This window comes from Shewanella polaris, assembly GCF_006385555.1.
In the GTDB taxonomy this organism is placed as follows: domain Bacteria; phylum Pseudomonadota; class Gammaproteobacteria; order Enterobacterales; family Shewanellaceae; genus Shewanella; species Shewanella polaris.
This window is the reverse complement of the sequence record NZ_CP041036.1, coordinates 467,905-486,478: the sequence shown is the minus strand read 5'-3', so window position 1 is coordinate 486,478 and position 18,574 is coordinate 467,905. Positions and strand designations below refer to the sequence as shown.

7 protein-coding genes are annotated in these 18,574 nt (G+C 45.9%); all 7 read left to right on the top strand.

Going from position 1 to position 18,574, the window contains the following annotated elements:
* Positions 1 to 12: 12 nt before the first annotated feature.
* The 7 genes from FH971_RS02105 to FH971_RS02075 all read left to right on the top strand — a co-directional run bounded on the left by FH971_RS02105 (position 13) and on the right by FH971_RS02075 (position 18,568).
* Complete coding sequence (locus FH971_RS02105) at positions 13 to 1,257, top strand: uroporphyrinogen-III C-methyltransferase (RefSeq protein ID WP_140233174.1); 1,245 nt, start codon at positions 13 to 15, stop codon at positions 1,255 to 1,257.
* Entirely contained in the window at positions 1,254 to 2,423 is a 1,170-nt protein-coding gene (locus tag FH971_RS02100) for a heme biosynthesis HemY N-terminal domain-containing protein (protein ID WP_140233173.1), read from the top strand. The genes FH971_RS02105 and FH971_RS02100 overlap by 4 nt, the downstream gene beginning before the upstream one ends.
* A gap of 367 nt (positions 2,424 to 2,790) precedes the next feature.
* Positions 2,791 to 5,277 carry a beta strand repeat-containing protein gene (locus FH971_RS02095; protein WP_140233172.1) on the top strand — a complete coding sequence of 829 codons (2,487 nt, stop codon included), beginning with the start codon at positions 2,791 to 2,793 and terminating at the stop codon, positions 5,275 to 5,277.
* A complete protein-coding gene (locus tag FH971_RS02090; RefSeq protein ID WP_140233171.1) occupies positions 5,274 to 5,678 on the top strand; it encodes a cadherin-like domain-containing protein in 405 nt (134 codons plus the stop codon). The genes FH971_RS02095 and FH971_RS02090 overlap by 4 nt, the downstream gene beginning before the upstream one ends.
* Positions 5,638 to 5,826: a cadherin-like domain-containing protein gene (locus FH971_RS02085; RefSeq protein WP_140233170.1), complete on the top strand. Its 189-nt coding sequence runs from the start codon at positions 5,638 to 5,640 to the stop codon at positions 5,824 to 5,826. The genes FH971_RS02090 and FH971_RS02085 overlap by 41 nt, the downstream gene beginning before the upstream one ends.
* Complete coding sequence (locus tag FH971_RS02080; protein ID WP_140233169.1) at positions 5,823 to 6,746, top strand: tandem-95 repeat protein; 924 nt, start codon at positions 5,823 to 5,825, stop codon at positions 6,744 to 6,746. The genes FH971_RS02085 and FH971_RS02080 overlap by 4 nt, the downstream gene beginning before the upstream one ends.
* Positions 6,743 to 18,568 (top strand): tandem-95 repeat protein, encoded by an 11,826-nt coding sequence (locus FH971_RS02075; protein ID WP_140233168.1) that lies wholly within the window; start codon positions 6,743 to 6,745, stop codon positions 18,566 to 18,568. The genes FH971_RS02080 and FH971_RS02075 overlap by 4 nt, the downstream gene beginning before the upstream one ends.
* Positions 18,569 to 18,574: the final 6 nt, after the last annotated feature.

Sequence of the window (18,574 nt, the reverse complement as noted above, 5' to 3'; positions counted from 1 at the left end):
CAAGGACTGTTCATGGAAAACAATAAAAAAGATTCAAATTCGCCAGTACATCAGAATGAAAAAGTCATTTCTCCTACGCCAAGCCCAGTTGAAAAGCCAACCCAGGCTAAAAAAGGCAATGCGACCAACCAACAATCTGCTGGCAACAATACGAATAACGATCAGTCAAATTCCTCTGAAAATGTTTCTAATCGTCGACGAAAAGCCAAACCTAGCTCTTGGTGGATCCGTCTTGGGGTATTATTCAGTTTAATTGTGGCAATCATTGCTGTTGGTGGTTGTTATTGGCTTTATTTACAGCTTGATCAACAAAGCAATGGCCAAACTCAGTTAGGACAAAATATATCTGAGCAGGTAAAACAAAATAAAGCGCTAAAAAACGAGTTACAACAAACTGCCATAGCAACCAGTAAACGTATTACTACATTAGAGCAACAACAATTAAACGATACTAAAGCTTATGCAAAATTAGCCCAGTTGCAGCAATCCAATAAACTATTACAAGAACGTGTCGCAGTTATTGCCCAGCGTAGCCCCAATCATTGGATGGCATCAGAAGCTGAATACCTAGTGCGCATGGCTGGTCGAAAACTATGGTTAGAAAACGATCCTCAAACCGCAATTGGTTTATTACAGTCTGCAGATGAGCGTATCAGTGCGATGAAAGATCCGGCATTAACCGCATTACGTAAAGCGTTAGCTAATGATATAAACAAAGTGAAAGCATTAAAAACCACCGACATCACCAATACCATTTTCGAATTAGATACCGTTATTGATAACTTAGTTTCGTTACCGTTAAATCGTGTTGATGAACATTTTGCTGAAAACAAAAATACTCAGCCAGTAACGGATTCAATAGACGATTGGCAACAAAACTTGTCACGTACTTGGCATGATCTAACTGATGGTTTCATTACTATCCGCAAACGGACGACTGATTTAGAACCATTATTATCGCCAGAACAACAATGGTATTTGGTTGAAAATATCCGCAACAAATTGCTACAAGCAGAATTAGCTCTGTACCGATTTGATCAGGTAAATTACAAACAGTCTATTGCGCTAGCAGACAAATGGTTACAACAGTATTTTGATTTAACAGATGCCAAGACTAAACAAACGATTGAAGCTTTAGATAAGCTTGCCAAGGTTAATATTGAGAAAATTACCCTTAATAAATTTCAAGCTTCACCTTTATTGCAGCAATTAGTCACCTATGGTGAAATCATGCCGACTGAGGAGCTTGCACAATGATTAAAACCTTAGTGTACGTATTATTGGTCTTAATGGCTTTATGCCTTAGCCCGATGATTATTGGCCAAAGCGGTTATGTGTATATTGCCATTGGTGATTATCAAATAGAAACCAGTTTGGTGACCGGAGTTGTCGGGTTAATTGTGTTTTATTTTGCCCTGCAGTTACTCGAATGGCTAATCATGTTGTTGTTAAACATCGTACTCAGTAGCCGATACCTCCCTGAACAGTGGCGCAGAAAAGCAGCTAAAAAACATACCTTAATTGGCGCTTTAGCATTAGCTGAAGAAGATTGGCCTGCAGCAGAAAAAACCATGGCAAAAGGTGCTGAAAAAGGTGAAATCCCATTGTTAAACCTATTTGCTGCGGCAAGAGCTGCGCATTATCAAGATAACATTGCTGCTAGAGATAATTATTTAGCTCAAGCTGAGAAAAATCCTATAGCAAAAACTGCAGTTTATACTTCGCGTACTCGTTATTTATTAAAGCAAGGTGAACTGGCTAAGGCCCGTGAAGTACTAAATAAACTAAATCCAACAAGTAAAAGCAGTGCCCCAGTACTAAAGCTGGCGCAAGAGTTATACCTGCAACAACAAGATTGGCAGGCATTGAAATTACTGTTACCTACGTTGAAAAAGCGCCAATTATTAGCTGAAGCTGAGTACGACCAATTAAGCACTAAAACAAACAGCATTTTAATGTTGAATGCAGCTAAAATTTCAGAAGCAGAGTTAAATAAGTGTTGGCATTGGTTAAGCAAATCGGAACGTAAACAAGATGAATTGATATTGGCTTATGCTCATGGGCTGGTTTTATATAATCATAAAGAACAAGCAATAAAACTCATTAGTAAACAACTTATAGCTTCGCCATCGGCGGCTTTATTTTCGGCAATACCGGATGTAATTAACGCACAAGATCATGAAGTGCGTAAATTGCTAACCAAATTAGAAACCACACATGAAAATGATGCCGACTATCAAATGTGTCTAGCCAAACTGGCTATGCAACAACGTGATGCCAAGAAAGCCAAAGTTCATTGGCAAAATGTATGTCGCATAGCCCCAACGAATCAATCATGGCTAGCTTTAGCACAAGTTCAGGAACAATTAGGTGAAAACACTGCAGCATCTCAAAGCTACCGTAAGGCAGCTAATATAATGTAAACAATAAATAGTATTATTTCTGCATATGCTCAAAGCCTGCAATCTTGCAGGCTTTTTCTTCTTTTAGCTGTTCATCTTTTACAATCTATGCCGATACAACAATTACGTTACATTATGAACTATTTATCATAAAACTACGTATACCACATATGTAATGTTGTAATACTACCTCATTAAAAATCATATTTTCATAGAGTTAGCTTATTTTTGGGTGTCGTCAAAAAATTGACTACTTTATTGAAAAATGTTATGCTTTTGGGCTGTGTCGAAATTTATTTTAATCTTAATACTAATGTTTGGTTAAATGAGTATTATATAAATTAATGTATTATTTTTTTAAGTGTATTAAAGCTGTTGGGAGCTTCAAATGGGATCGATAACAACGTCAAAAAATGGGATACTTTCTGCTTCAGAAGGATCTGTTTCAATAACGGTTAACAATGAAATTCAAGAACTTCAAATTGGTGAGGTTGTACTAGCAGGTGCAATAGTTAGCAGTGATCTTGGTTTCATTATTACGTTTGATGACGGTACTATTTTTAATAGTGACGTTTTGCCGGATGACGAATCACTTACTGATGTTATAAATACAGCTGATATTGCGACTATTAATCAAGTCGTAGACCAAGAAGCATTAGATGAAATTACAGCTTTGCAAGATCTCATCGCATCGGGAGAAGACCCAACAAAAGACTTACCTGAAACCGCCGCTGGTACCCCAACTGCTAGCCAAGGTGATTCTGGTTATGTTGCAGTTACGAGAGATGCTGACGAAACTCTTGCTGATGCAGGCTATGACACAACAGGACAAACTGCCACCCCAACAGCAGTAATACAAGAAGAAACTATTAGCGAAAATGATACCCCGTCAACATTAGTTAACGATATAGTTACAGCGAATGAAGACAGCGTTGCTACTGGAAATCTGTTAGATAATGACAGTGATGTTGATTCAGATTTAAGCGTAGTCAGCTTCGAAGTAGATGGCCAAACATACACTGCGGGTACCGAAGTCACGCTTGATGGCGGCATCCTTATCATCAATGAAGACGGCACGTATACCTTCACCCCAAATGAAAATTGGAACGGCCAAGTCCCAGTTATTACCTACACCACCAATACAGGCCTGACTGCCACGTTAACTATTGAAATCACACCAGTTGATGATGCATCGGTAGTAGTTAACGACAACAACACAGTTGCTGAAGGCAATGAAGCTACGGGTAACGTATTAGATAATGACAGTGATGTTGATTCAGATTTAAGCGTAGTCAGCTTCGAGGTTGATGGCCAAACATACACTGCGGGTACCGAAGTCACGCTTGATGGCGGCATTCTGATCATCAATGAAGATGGCACGTATACCTTCACCCCAAATGAAAATTGGAACGGCCAAGTCCCAGTTATTACCTACACCACCAATACAGGCCTGACTGCCACGTTAACTATTGAAATCACACCAGTTGATGATGCATCGGTAGTAGTTAACGACAACAACACAGTTGCTGAAGGCAGTGAAGCTACGGGTAACGTATTAGATAACGACAGTGATGTTGATTCAGATTTAAGCGTAGTCAGCTTCGAGGTTGATGGCCAAACATACACTGCGGGTACCGAAGTCACGCTTGATGGCGGCATTCTGATCATCAATGAAGATGGCACGTATACCTTCACCCCAAATGAAAATTGGAACGGCCAAGTTCCAGTCATTACCTACACCACGAATACAGGCCTGACAGCCACGTTAACCATTGAAGTAACGCCAGTCAACGATGCGCCTACCATTGACGTGGTCGCCAATGACTTTACTGAAAACAGCGCCATCGATGGCGATGTGGCAGCAACCTACACCACCTTTGATGAAGACGGCGATCTACTGACGGTTGACTTCACTCCAGGCAGCAATGACGACGGTTACTACGCGTTAGTTAACGGCGAAGTGGTATTAACCCAAGCTGGCGCTGACTTGGTTAACAACGGCGGCACGCTGCCTGCGGTTGATTTAACCGTTTCTGATGGCAGCTTAACTGGCCAAGACAGTGACACTCCGGTGATCACTCCTACGAACGATGTGCCAACCATTGATGTGGTCGCCAATGACTTTACTGAAAACAGCGCCGTCGATGGCGATGTGGCAGCAACCTACACCACCTTTGATGAAGACGGCGATCTACTGACGGTTGACTTCACTCCAGGCAGCAATGACGACGGTTACTACGCGTTAGTTAACGGCGAAGTGGTATTAACCCAAGCTGGCGCTGACTTGGTTAACAACGGCGGCACGCTGCCTGCGGTTGATTTAACCGTTTCTGATGGCAGCTTAACTGGCCAAGACAGTGACACTCCGGTGATCACTGCAATGAACGATGATTTCACTGATGACAATGAAACGCGCACCCTTGCAGAAGACAGCCCTGAAGTGACCGGTAATGTCATCGATGGCAGCAGTGACGATGGCCCATTAACTGTGGTCAGCTTCACTGTCGACGGTAGCGCAACTGTGCACCCTGCCGATGGCACGGATGTGACCATTACAGGCGTGGGTACTTTTAGCTTAACGGATGCGGGTGTGTATACCTTCACCCCTGTCGCCAACTATAACGGCGCAGTGCCGGTGATCACTTACACCTTAACCGACGGCTCAGGCGCTAATGACACCTCGACATTGAGCTTAACGGTCACCCCAGTGAACGATGATTTCACTGATGACAACGAAATTCGCAGCATTGTCGAAGACAGCCCAGAAGTGACGGGTAATGTCATCGATGGCAGCAGTGTTGATGGCCCATTAACTGTGGTCAGCTTCACTGTCGACGGTAGCGCAACTGTGCACCCTGCCGATGGCACGGATTGACCATTACAGGCGTGGGTGCCTTTAGCTTAACGGATGCGGGTGTATATACCTTTACCCCTGTCGCCAACTACAACGGCGCTGTGCCGGTGATCACTTACACCTTAACCGATGGCTCAGGCGCTAATGACACCTCGACCTTAAGCTTGACGGTGACCCCAGTGAACGATGATTTCACTGATGACAACGAAATTCGCAGCATTGTCGAAGACAGCCCAGAAGTGACGGGTAATGTCATCGATGGCAGCAGTGTTGATGGCCCATTAACTGTGGTCAGCTTCACTGTCGACGGTAGCGCAACTGTGCACCCTGCCGATGGCACGGATGTGACCATTACAGGCGTGGGTACCTTTAGCTTAACGGATGGCGGGTGTATATACCTTTACCCCTGTCGCCAACTATAACGGCGCAGTGCCGGTGATCACTTACACCTTAACCGACGGCTCAGGCGCTAATGACACCTCGACATTGAGCTTAACGGTCACGCCAGTGAACGATGATTTCACTGTGACAACGAAATTCGCAGCATTGTCGAAGACAGCCCTGAAGTGACGGGTAATGTCATCGATGGCAGCAGTGTTGATGGCCCTATTTCAGTCACCACCTTTACTGTCGCGGGCGATACAACCGTGCATAGCGCCGATGGCACCGATGTGACCATTACAGGCGTGGGTACCTTTAGCTTAACGGATGCGGGTGTATATACCTTTACCCCTGTCGCCAACTACAACGGCGCAGTGCCGGTGATCACTTACACCTTAACCGACGGCTCAGGCGCTAATGACACCTCGACATTGAGCTTAACGGTCACGCCAGTGAACGATGATTTCACTGATGACAACGAAATTCGCAGCATTGTCGAAGACAGCCCTGAAGTGACGGGTAATGTCATCGATGGCAGCAGTGTTGATGGCCCTATTTCAGTCACCACCTTTACTGTCGCGGGCGATACAACCGTGCATAGCGCCGATGGCACCGATGTGACCATTACAGGCGTGGGTACCTTTAGCTTAACGGATGCGGGTGTATATACCTTCACCCCTGTCGCCAACTATAACGGCGCAGTGCCGGTGATCACTTACACCTTAACCGACGGCTCAGGCGCTAATGACACCTCGACCTTAAGCTTGACGGTGACCCCAGTGAACGATGATTTCACTGATGACAACGAAATTCGCAGCATTGTCGAAGACAGCCCTGAAGTGACGGGTAATGTCATCGATGGCAGCAGTGTTGATGGCCCATTAACTGTGGTCAGCTTCACTGTCGACGGTAGCGCAACTGTGCACCCTGCCGATGGCACGGATGTGACCATTACAGGCGTGGGTGCCTTTAGCTTAACGGATGCGGGTGTATATACCTTTACCCCTGTCGCCAACTACAACGGCGCTGTGCCGGTGATCACTTACACCTTAACCGATGGCTCAGGCGCTAATGACACCTCGACCTTAAGCTTGACGGTGACCCAGTGAACGATGATTTCACTGATGACAACGAAATTCGCAGCATTGTCGAAGACAGCCCAGAAGTGACGGGTAATGTCATCGATGGCAGCAGTGTTGATGGCCCTATTTCAGTTACCACCTTTACTGTCGCGGGCGATACAACCGTGCATAGCGCCGATGGAACCGATGTGACCATTACAGGCGTGGGTACCTTTAGCTTAACGGATGCGGGTGTATATACCTTTACCCCTGTCGCCAACTACAACGGCGCAGTGCCGGTGATCACTTACACCTTAACCGACGGCTCAGGCGCTAATGACACCTCGACCTTAAGCTTGACGGTGACCCCAGTGAACGATGATTTCACTGATGACAACGAAATTCGCAGCATTGTCGAAGACAGCCCTGAAGTGACGGGTAATGTCATCGATGGCAGCAGTGTTGATGGCCCTATTTCAGTTACCACCTTTACTGTCGCGGGCGATACAACCGTGCATAGCGCCGATGGCACCGATGTGACCATTACAGGCGTGGGTACCTTTAGCTTAACGGATGCGGGTGTATATACCTTTACCCCTGTCGCCAACTACAACGGCGCAGTGCCGGTGATCACTTACACCTTAACCGACGGCTCAGGCGCTAATGACACCTCGACATTGAGCTTAACGGTCACGCCAGTGAACGATGATTTCACTGATGACAACGAAATTCGCAGCATTGTCGAAGACAGCCCTGAAGTGACGGGTAATGTCATCGATGGCAGCAGTGTTGATGGCCCTATTTCAGTCACCACCTTTACTGTCGCGGGCGATACAACCGTGCATAGCGCCGATGGAACCGATGTGACCATTACAGGCGTGGGTACCTTTAGCTTAACGGATGCGGGTGTATATACCTTTACCCCTGTCGCCAACTACAACGGCGCAGTGCCGGTGATCACTTACACCTTAACCGATGGATCAGGCACCAATGACACCTCGACCTTAAGCTTGACGGTGACCCCAGTGAACGATGATTTCACTGATGACAACGAAATTCGCAGCATTGTCGAAGACAGCCCAGAAGTGACGGGTAATGTCATCGATGGCAGCAGTGTTGATGGCCCATTAACTGTGGTCAGCTTCACTGTCGACGGTAGCGCAACTGTGCACCCTGCCGATGGCACGGATGTGACCATTACAGGCGTGGGTACCTTTAGCTTAACGGATGCGGGTGTATATACCTTTACCCCTGTCGCCAACTATAACGGCGCAGTGCCGGTGATCACTTACACCTTAACCGACGGCTCAGGCGCTAATGACACCTCGACATTGAGCTTAACGGTCACGCCAGTGAACGATGATTTCACTGATGACAACGAAATTCGCAGCATTGTCGAAGACAGCCCTGAAGTGACGGGTAATGTCATCGATGGCAGCAGTGTTGATGGCCCTATTTCAGTCACCACCTTTACTGTCGCGGGCGATACAACCGTGCATAGCGCCGATGGCACCGATGTGACCATTACAGGCGTGGGTACCTTTAGCTTAACGGATGCGGGTGTATATACCTTTACCCCTGTCGCCAACTACAACGGCGCAGTGCCGGTGATCACTTACACCTTAACCGACGGCTCAGGCGCTAATGACACCTCGACCTTAAGCTTGACGGTGACCCCAGTGAACGATGATTTCACTGATGACAACGAAATTCGCAGCATTGTCGAAGACAGCCCTGAAGTGACGGGTAATGTCATCGATGGCAGCAGTGTTGATGGCCCTATTTCAGTTACCACCTTTACTGTCGCGGGCGATACAACCGTGCATAGCGCCGATGGCACCGATGTGACCATTACAGGCGTGGGTACCTTTAGCTTAACGGATGCGGGTGTATATACCTTCACCCCTGTCGCCAACTATAACGGCGCAGTGCCGGTGATCACTTACACCTTAACCGATGGCGTATCTACAGACACTTCAACATTGAGCTTAACGGTCACGCCAGTGAACGATGATTTCACTGATGACAACGAAATTCGCAGCATTGTCGAAGACAGCCCTGAAGTGACGGGTAATGTCATCGATGGCAGCAGTGTTGATGGCCCTATTTCAGTTACCACCTTTACTGTCGCGGGCGATACAACCGTGCATAGCGCCGATGGCACCGATGTGACCATTACAGGCGTGGGTACCTTTAGCTTAACGGATGCGGGTGTATATACCTTCACCCCTGTCGCCAACTATAACGGCGCAGTGCCGGTGATCACTTACACCTTAACCGATGGCGTATCTACAGACACTTCAACATTGAGCTTAACGGTCACGCCAGTGAACGATGATTTCACTGATGACAACGAAATTCGCAGCATTGTCGAAGACAGCCCAGAGGTGACGGGTAATGTCATCGATGGCAGCAGTGTTGATGGCCCATTAACTGTGGTCAGCTTCACTGTCGACGGTAGCGCAACTGTGCACCCTGCCGATGGCACGGATGTGACCATTACAGGCGTGGGTACCTTTAGCTTAACGGATGCGGGTGTATATACCTTCACCCCTGTCGCCAACTATAACGGCGCAGTGCCGGTGATCACTTACACCTTAACCGATGGCGTATCTACAGACACTTCAACATTGAGCTTAACGGTCACGCCAGTGAACGATGATTTCACTGATGACAACGAAATTCGCAGCATTGTCGAAGACAGCCCAGAGGTGACGGGTAATGTCATCGATGGCAGCAGTGTTGATGGCCCTATTTCAGTTACCACCTTTACTGTCGCGGGCGATACAACCGTGCATAGCGCCGATGGCACGGATGTGACCATTACAGGCGTGGGTGCCTTTAGCTTAACGGATGCGGGTGTATATACCTTTACCCCTGTCGCCAACTACAACGGCGCAGTGCCGGTGATCACTTACACCTTAACCGATGGCTCAGGCACCAATGACACCTCGACCTTAAGCTTGACGGTGACCCCAGTGAACGATGATTTCACTGATGACAACGAAATTCGCAGCATTGTCGAAGACAGCCCTGAAGTGACGGGTAATGTCATCGATGGCAGCAGTGTTGATGGCCCTATTTCAGTTACCACCTTTACTGTCGCGGGCGATACAACCGTGCATAGCGCCGATGGCACGGATGTGACCATTACAGGCGTGGGTACCTTTAGCTTAACGGATGCGGGTGTATATACCTTTACCCCTGTCGCCAACTACAACGGCGCAGTGCCGGTGATCACTTACACCTTAACCGACGGCTCAGGCGCTAATAACACCTCGACATTGAGCTTAACGGTCACGCCAGTGAACGATGATTTCACTGATGACAACGAAATTCGCAGCATTGTCGAAGACAGCCCTGAAGTGACGGGTAATGTCATCGATGGCAGCAGTGTTGATGGCCCTATTTCAGTCACCACCTTTACTGTCGCGGGCGATACAACCGTGCATAGCGCCGATGGCACCGATGTGACCATTACAGGCGTGGGTACCTTTAGCTTAACGGATGCGGGTGTATATACCTTTACCCCTGTCGCCAACTACAACGGCGCAGTGCCGGTGATCACTTACACCTTAACCGATGGCTCAGGCGCTAATGACACCTCAACATTGAGCTTAACGGTCACGCCGGTGAACGATGATTTCACTGATGACAACGAAATTCGCAGCATTGTCGAAGACAGCCCAGAAGTGACGGGTAATGTCATCGATGGCAGCAGTGTTGATGGCCCTATTTCAGTCACCACCTTTACTGTCGCGGGCGATACAACCGTGCATAGCGCCGATGGAACCGATGTGACCATTACAGGCGTGGGTACCTTTAGCTTAACGGATGCGGGTGTATATACCTTTACCCCTGTCGCCAACTACAACGGCGCAGTGCCGGTGATCACTTACACCTTAACCGACGGCTCAGGCGCTAATGACACCTCGACCTTAAGCTTGACGGTGACCCCAGTGAACGATGATTTCACTGATGACAACGAAATTCGCAGCATTGTCGAAGACAGCCCTGAAGTGACGGGTAATGTCATCGATGGCAGCAGTGTTGATGGCCCATTAACTGTGGTCAGCTTCACTGTCGACGGTAGCGCAACTGTGCACCCTGCCGATGGCACGGATGTGACCATTACAGGCGTGGGTGCCTTTAGCTTAACGGATGCGGGTGTATATACCTTTACCCCTGTCGCCAACTACAACGGCGCAGTGCCGGTGATCACTTACACCTTAACCGATGGCTCAGGCACCAATGACACCTCGACCTTAAGCTTGACGGTGACCCCAGTGAACGATGATTTCACTGATGACAACGAAATTCGCAGCATTGTCGAAGACAGCCCTGAAGTGACGGGTAATGTCATCGATGGCAGCAGTGTTGATGGCCCTATTTCAGTTACCACCTTTACTGTCGCGGGCGATACAACCGTGCATAGCGCCGATGGCACCGATGTGACCATTACAGGCGTGGGTACCTTTAGCTTAACGGATGCGGGTGTATATACCTTCACCCCTGTCGCCAACTATAACGGCGCAGTGCCGGTGATCACTTACACCTTAACCGACGGCTCAGGCGCTAATGACACCTCGACCTTAAGCTTGACGGTGACCCCAGTGAACGATGATTTCACTGATGACAACGAAATTCGCAGCATTGTCGAAGACAGCCCTGAAGTGACGGGTAATGTCATCGATGGCAGCAGTGTTGATGGCCCATTAACTGTGGTCAGCTTCACTGTCGACGGTAGCGCAACTGTGCACCCTGCCGATGGCACGGATGTGACCATTACAGGCGTGGGTGCCTTTAGCTTAACGGATGCGGGTGTATATACCTTTACCCCTGTCGCCAACTACAACGGCGCAGTGCCGGTGATCACTTACACCTTAACCGATGGCTCAGGCGCTAATGACACCTCGACCTTAAGCTTGACGGTGACCCCAGTGAACGATGATTTCACTGATGACAACGAAATTCGCAGCATTGTCGAAGACAGCCCAGAAGTGACGGGTAATGTCATCGATGGCAGCAGTGTTGATGGCCCTATTTCAGTTACCACCTTTACTGTCGCGGGCGATACAACCGTGCATAGCGCCGATGGAACCGATGTGACCATTACAGGCGTGGGTACCTTTAGCTTAACGGATGCGGGTGTATATACCTTTACCCCTGTCGCCAACTACAACGGCGCAGTGCCGGTGATCACTTACACCTTAACCGACGGCTCAGGCGCTAATGACACCTCGACCTTAAGCTTGACGGTGACCCCAGTGAACGATGATTTCACTGATGACAACGAAATTCGCAGCATTGTCGAAGACAGCCCTGAAGTGACGGGTAATGTCATCGATGGCAGCAGTGTTGATGGCCCTATTTCAGTTACCACCTTTACTGTCGCGGGCGATACAACCGTGCATAGCGCCGATGGCACCGATGTGACCATTACAGGCGTGGGTACCTTTAGCTTAACGGATGCGGGTGTATATACCTTTACCCCTGTCGCCAACTACAACGGCGCAGTGCCGGTGATCACTTACACCTTAACCGATGGCTCAGGCGCTAATGACACCTCAACATTGAGCTTAACGGTCACGCCGGTGAACGATGATTTCACTGATGACAACGAAATTCGCAGCATTGTCGAAGACAGCCCTGAAGTGACGGGTAATGTCATCGATGGCAGCAGTGTTGATGGCCCTATTTCAGTCACCACCTTTACTGTCGCGGGCGATACAACCGTGCATAGCGCCGATGGAACCGATGTGACCATTACAGGCGTGGGTACCTTTAGCTTAACGGATGCGGGTGTATATACCTTTACCCCTGTCGCCAACTACAACGGCGCAGTGCCGGTGATCACTTACACCTTAACCGACGGCTCAGGCGCTAATGACACCTCGACATTGAGCTTAACGGTCACGCCAGTGAACGATGATTTCACTGATGACAACGAAATTCGCAGCATTGTCGAAGACAGCCCTGAAGTGACGGGTAATGTCATCGATGGCAGCAGTGTTGATGGCCCATTAACTGTGGTCAGCTTCACTGTCGACGGTAGCGCAACTGTGCACCCTGCCGATGGCACGGATGTGACCATTACAGGCGTGGGTGCCTTTAGCTTAACGGATGCGGGTGTATATACCTTTACCCCTGTCGCCAACTACAACGGCGCAGTGCCGGTGATCACTTACACCTTAACCGATGGCTCAGGCACCAATGACACCTCGACCTTAAGCTTGACGGTGACCCCAGTGAACGATGATTTCACTGATGACAACGAAATTCGCAGCATTGTCGAAGACAGCCCTGAAGTGACGGGTAATGTCATCGATGGCAGCAGTGTTGATGGCCCTATTTCAGTTACCACCTTTACTGTCGCGGGCAATACAACCGTGCATAGCGCCGATGGCACGGATGTGACCATTACAGGCGTGGGTACCTTTAGCTTAACGGATGCGGGTGTATATACCTTTACCCCTGTCGCCAACTACAACGGCGCAGTGCCGGTGATCACTTACACCTTAACCGACGGCGTATCTACAGACACTTCAACATTGAGCTTAACGGTCACGCCAGTGAACGATGATTTCACTGATGACAACGAAATTCGCAGCATTGTCGAAGACAGCCCAGAAGTGACGGGTAATGTCATCGATGGCAGCAGTGTTGATGGCCCTATTTCAGTCACCACCTTTACTGTCGCGGGCGATACAACCGTGCATAGCGCCGATGGAACCGATGTGACCATTACAGGCGTGGGTACCTTTAGCTTAACGGATGCGGGTGTATATACCTTTACCCCTGTCGCCAACTACAACGGCGCAGTGCCGGTGATCACTTACACCTTAACCGACGGCTCAGGCGCTAATGACACCTCGACATTGAGCTTAACGGTCACGCCGGTGAACGATGCTCCAGTCATTGACGATTACACCTCCACTATCAATGACTCCATTGCAAATGGCACTAATGTATATAACGTTAACGAAGTGAATACCGGAAATGATACTGATATAGACGGTGACACATTGTCTTATTCTTTTGTGCTTGCTAATGGATCAAATAGTCTAATAAGTGAAGATGGTGCATTTATCATTAATGCTCAAACTGGCGTAATTTCAGTTAATGACACAACTAAAATTGACTACGACAATGGCAGCCAAATTAACTTAACAGTTGAAACAAGTGATGGCAGTTTAACTGATACCGCAATTGTTACATTTGACCTTAACAATGTTGATGCTAATGATGACCTTTCAGGAACAGCATTCAATGTGTCTTCAGGTGCTGACGATGCTTGGACTATTCCTCAATCGAGTAGTGGTGAAGCTCTAATGACCATTTCCGCTCGTAACGGTGATGGATCTATTGGAGCAATCAACTATGACTCAAGTAACAATCTTGGTGTAGCAGGCTCTCCACGTACATCTAATCAAATTGTTGGACAGATTGAGTATGACTCAGCTACCGGTACATCTGAGGCTATTGTAATTGATTTTAATGGCTTAGTTAATCAAGCAACATTTAGTGTTTCTCACTTGTTTACGAATGAAAACGATGGTGAGCAAGGTGTTTGGATGGCTTATTACAATGGTCAGCTAGTCGCAAGTGAAACATTTAAGGCTGATTCAAATGATAATACTGGTACTTTCACGATTAATACTGGAAACATTGTATTCGACCAATTGGTCTTTGAAGCAACTGAAACGGTTAGTGAAGCAAATAGCGGTTCAACTTTAGCTGATTCATCAGATTACTTCCTAACAAGTATAACTGCATCCGGGCCTGCAATTGTGGGGAGCTATGTTGTTTCTGAAGATAGCATCTTAGCAATAACAGACACTAGTTCTGGTTTACTGAATAACGACAATGATTCACAAGGTCATTCCTACTCTCTAACAGGAGTGAATGGCTCCACTATTACTGATGGACAAGTCGTTACACTACCAAGTGGAGCACTATTAACTATATACAGTGACGGTACTTATTCTTACGACACAAATAATGTATTTGACGCGCTAACGCCAGGAGAGCTATCAACAGATACCTTTACCTATACCGTGACAGATCAATATGGCGCGACAGATACTGCAACTGTCACAATTAATATTGTCGGTGCTAACTCTGCCCCTGAAGCCACCCCTGATACGTTAATTGCTGTTGAAGGGCAAACTATCGTATTTAACTCTGGTGACTTAGTTAATAACGACAGTGATATTGAAGGAGGTAGTTTATCGGTTCTCAAATTCGCCCCAGGGAATTCAAATAGTAATAGTATTGATGCCACTCAAGCTGGAGCAAGTTTCTCAACAGCTCTTGGTGGCACTATTACTATCAATGCAGATGGAACATACAGTTACCAAGCTCCGGCAAATCTTGATCACAGCAGTAACGACACACTGGTTGACAGTTTCTATTACCAAGCAACTGATGGAACTGGGAATTCAGAATGGACGCTAGTTTCAATCGATGTAAATGATACCGCTCCGACGGCTGTTGATGACGCCGATAGTATTGGCTTTGGAGGTTTAGCATATGGCAATGTGATAACTGCCGATGGTACCGATGGTTCTGGAGTCGACACCCTAGGGGCTGATGCAACAACGCTTATCAGTGTTACCTATGAAAATGTTGTTTATGACAGCTTTGATGATAGTGGCAACCTCACTATAGATACTGATAATGGCCAATTAATAATTAATCAAGATGGTAGTTATAGTTATCAATCAACACAAACTGATACCACTATCAATAGTTATACATATGATGACTTAAAAAATAATACTGACATTGATTTATACGGAGTCAGCTCTTCTACGGCCTTGAACCTAAACAACATGGGTACACCTGGTAGTAATATTGGTTCGAATAATGGCAATAGCTATATTGGTGTGACTAATGCTCAAATCAATACTGGAGAGGCTCTTGTTATCGATTTAGGCTCGCCAGCGACAATTAATAATGTTGATTTGAAGCTAAATAATGTTGGCGATTCAGAACAGGTTATTTGGACTACTTATGATGCTAGTGGAAATATTGTATCTACTGGAACATCAAACAGTAATTCATTAGTTATTGATTCTAGCAATCCTTTTCAATATATCGTGTTATCTGCTGGTCTGAATACTAATTATTCTCTTAATTCGTTAACAACAACATCTATAGGAAACGGAACGCCAATAACTGAAGAATTCACCTATTTACTTGAGGACTCTGATGGTGATCAATCTTCAGCGGTTCTGAGTATGTCTCAAGACTCTACGCCTATTGCAGCAGATAATAGTTCAGTTGTATCTGAAGCTGGCTTAGCTGGCGGTACAGAGGAAGGTACAGGCTCGAATATCGCTACAGGCAATTTATTAGATAATGATTCAGGAATTAGTAGTAGTACTGTAATAAGCAGCTTAGATGGCCAATCACCTGTTAATGGTATTATAACCATTACAACAGCTAACGGTATTCTAACGGTATATACCGATGATACAAATGGTTTCAGAGCTGGTGATTATCAGTATGAACTCACGTATTCTAATACCACTAGTGCTGATGTTTTAGAAGAATATAACTACGTAATTGAGAATGACTCTGGTTATAACAGTAATGCTAAGTTAACCATATCCATTGTTGATGATGAACCTGTAGTTCACAATATTGAGCAAAATCTACAAGCCAGTGCTGACCCTATTACCACAAACCTAACTCTGATTTTAGATGTCTCTGGCAGTATGGATGATAGTGCTGGTAACGGGAAAACCTACCTTGAAACCGCAATTGAATCACTCACTGCACTCATTAATGAAGTTGATGCAGCTGGTAATGTCAATATACAAATTGTGACCTACTCCTCTAGTGTTGCAAATTCAACTTGGTTGATTGACGATATTGACGCCGCGATAAACTATCTTAATGCACTTCAAGCAGGTGGTGGTACTCACTATGACAGTGCTTTAAAGGAGGTCATGGCTAATGTAGTCTTACCTGATGCTGACCAGAGTTTTGTTTATTTCATCTCAGATGGCGAGCCCACAAATAATCATGACGTTAATGCCACACTCCAAACTCAATGGCAAACATACATAGATACTTACTACGATATTGCATTTGGTATTGGTATTGGTGACGCAAGTTTAAATGAAATTTTACCTATCTCATATCCTGAAGTGAATGGTAATGAAGACTATGCGATTAAGGTTAATGATGCCGATGATTTAACTAACACCATTCTTGATTATTTTGAATCCAATGCTGTCTCTGGTGGATTGGGTATATTAGGTACCAGCACTACTGGTGTGTTAGTCGGTGCTGATGGTGGCAATGTGGATCAGTTAGTAATAGACAATGTTACTTACCGTTATGATGAAAATAACCCTATTCAAATTATCACTACGGCATTAGGTGCAACATTCACCATCGACTTCGAAACTGGTGAATATATTTACTTTATTGACTCAAGTGAAAATGTACTTAATAAACAGGAGACATTTGAAGTCACTATCATCGATAACGATGGTGACACAGGCACATTTGATTTGGTGATTAATGTTGATTATCACGCGTCATTAGATGCCAATGTTAATAATATTATTACGAATCAAGCAGCAGGAAATAATCTCACTATTTCGACTGAATACCTTACTCATGGTGATGCAACGACTAGTGATGCTGAAATCACTAGTGTCACTGATGTCAGCGGCAGTAATGCATCTCTAAATAATGGCAATGTTACGGTTACCGCTGCAAATGATGGCGATAGTTTCAATTATACTTTGACCGGTAATGGTACTGAAGATAGTGCTAATGTCACAATTGATTATCAAGACTCTACGACCTTGATTGGTACTCATGAAAACGACATTATCATCGCCAATTCAACGGCAAACAACACTTCAATGGTTAGTATCAATGCAACGGTAAAAGCAGGAGATACTTATAGGACCCAAAATCAATTTGGTTTTGATGCTGCATTCTTGGCCGCTGGTTTATCCATTACTCAGATACAAATTAACCTTAATGCTGGAAGTGATTCCGACGGTCACTTCGATATAAGTGATTCATCACTTGTTAAAGGCAGTGATTCACAAGGTATTACGGGCTCAGATGACGATATCTTTGCCAATATGACTGCAGACAGTGGCATATTTACAGCAACATTTACCGAAGGCGACTTTACCAATGGAGACCAGTTCTGGTTCTCAATGGATACTGATAACTTAGGTAACAATACCGGAAGTGATTTAGCGTCAAGAGGAGCAACCTTCACCATTACCTTAAGCGACCAAAGCACTCAAACAGGCGTCTATATTTCAGACGGAGCGAGTGGTTCTACTGGCAGTATTTACTTTGCCGATGCCGTTCTTGATGGGGGGGCTGGTGATGACGTACTGATTGGTGGCGATGGAAATGAAATCTTGATCGGCGGTTTAGGTGATGACTTACTCAGTGGTGGTTTAGGTGATGACTTATTAATTGGCGGTGAAGGTAACAATACCTTTGTATGGAATGCCAATGAAAGTGGTACTGATACCATTATTGATTTTGACATCAGCAAAGACAGCATTGATTTAAGTGACTTATTGGTTAATGAAAATCTAGCTAACTTAGATGATATGCTGAATTTCAGTGAAAATGACGGTACTACCACTATCGATATTGATGCTGATAACGATGGCGTGTTTGAACAGCACATCATATTAGACGGCGTAGATTTATCTGGTGTATACGGCAGTAGTGATGATGGTGTCATTATCAACGGATTGTTAAATGATGGCGCATTAATCGTCGACACAACAGATGCAGCAGATGCATCTTCGGCACAAAGTACCACTTTAGCAGAGCTATTAAGCAACACTCAAGATGGTAGTATTATTCCTTAAATACCA

What these genes read in the sequence shown, in the direction of transcription:
- FH971_RS02105 (WP_140233174.1), top strand. Translation starts at nt 13, where the DNA reads ATGGAAAACAATAAAAAAGATTCAAATTCGCCAGTACATCAGAATGAA.
- FH971_RS02100 (WP_140233173.1), top strand. Translation starts at nt 1,254, where the DNA reads ATGATTAAAACCTTAGTGTACGTATTATTGGTCTTAATGGCTTTATGC.
- FH971_RS02095 (WP_140233172.1), top strand. Translation starts at nt 2,791, where the DNA reads ATGGGATCGATAACAACGTCAAAAAATGGGATACTTTCTGCTTCAGAA.
- FH971_RS02085 (WP_140233170.1), top strand. Translation starts at nt 5,638, where the DNA reads ATGGCGGGTGTATATACCTTTACCCCTGTCGCCAACTATAACGGCGCA.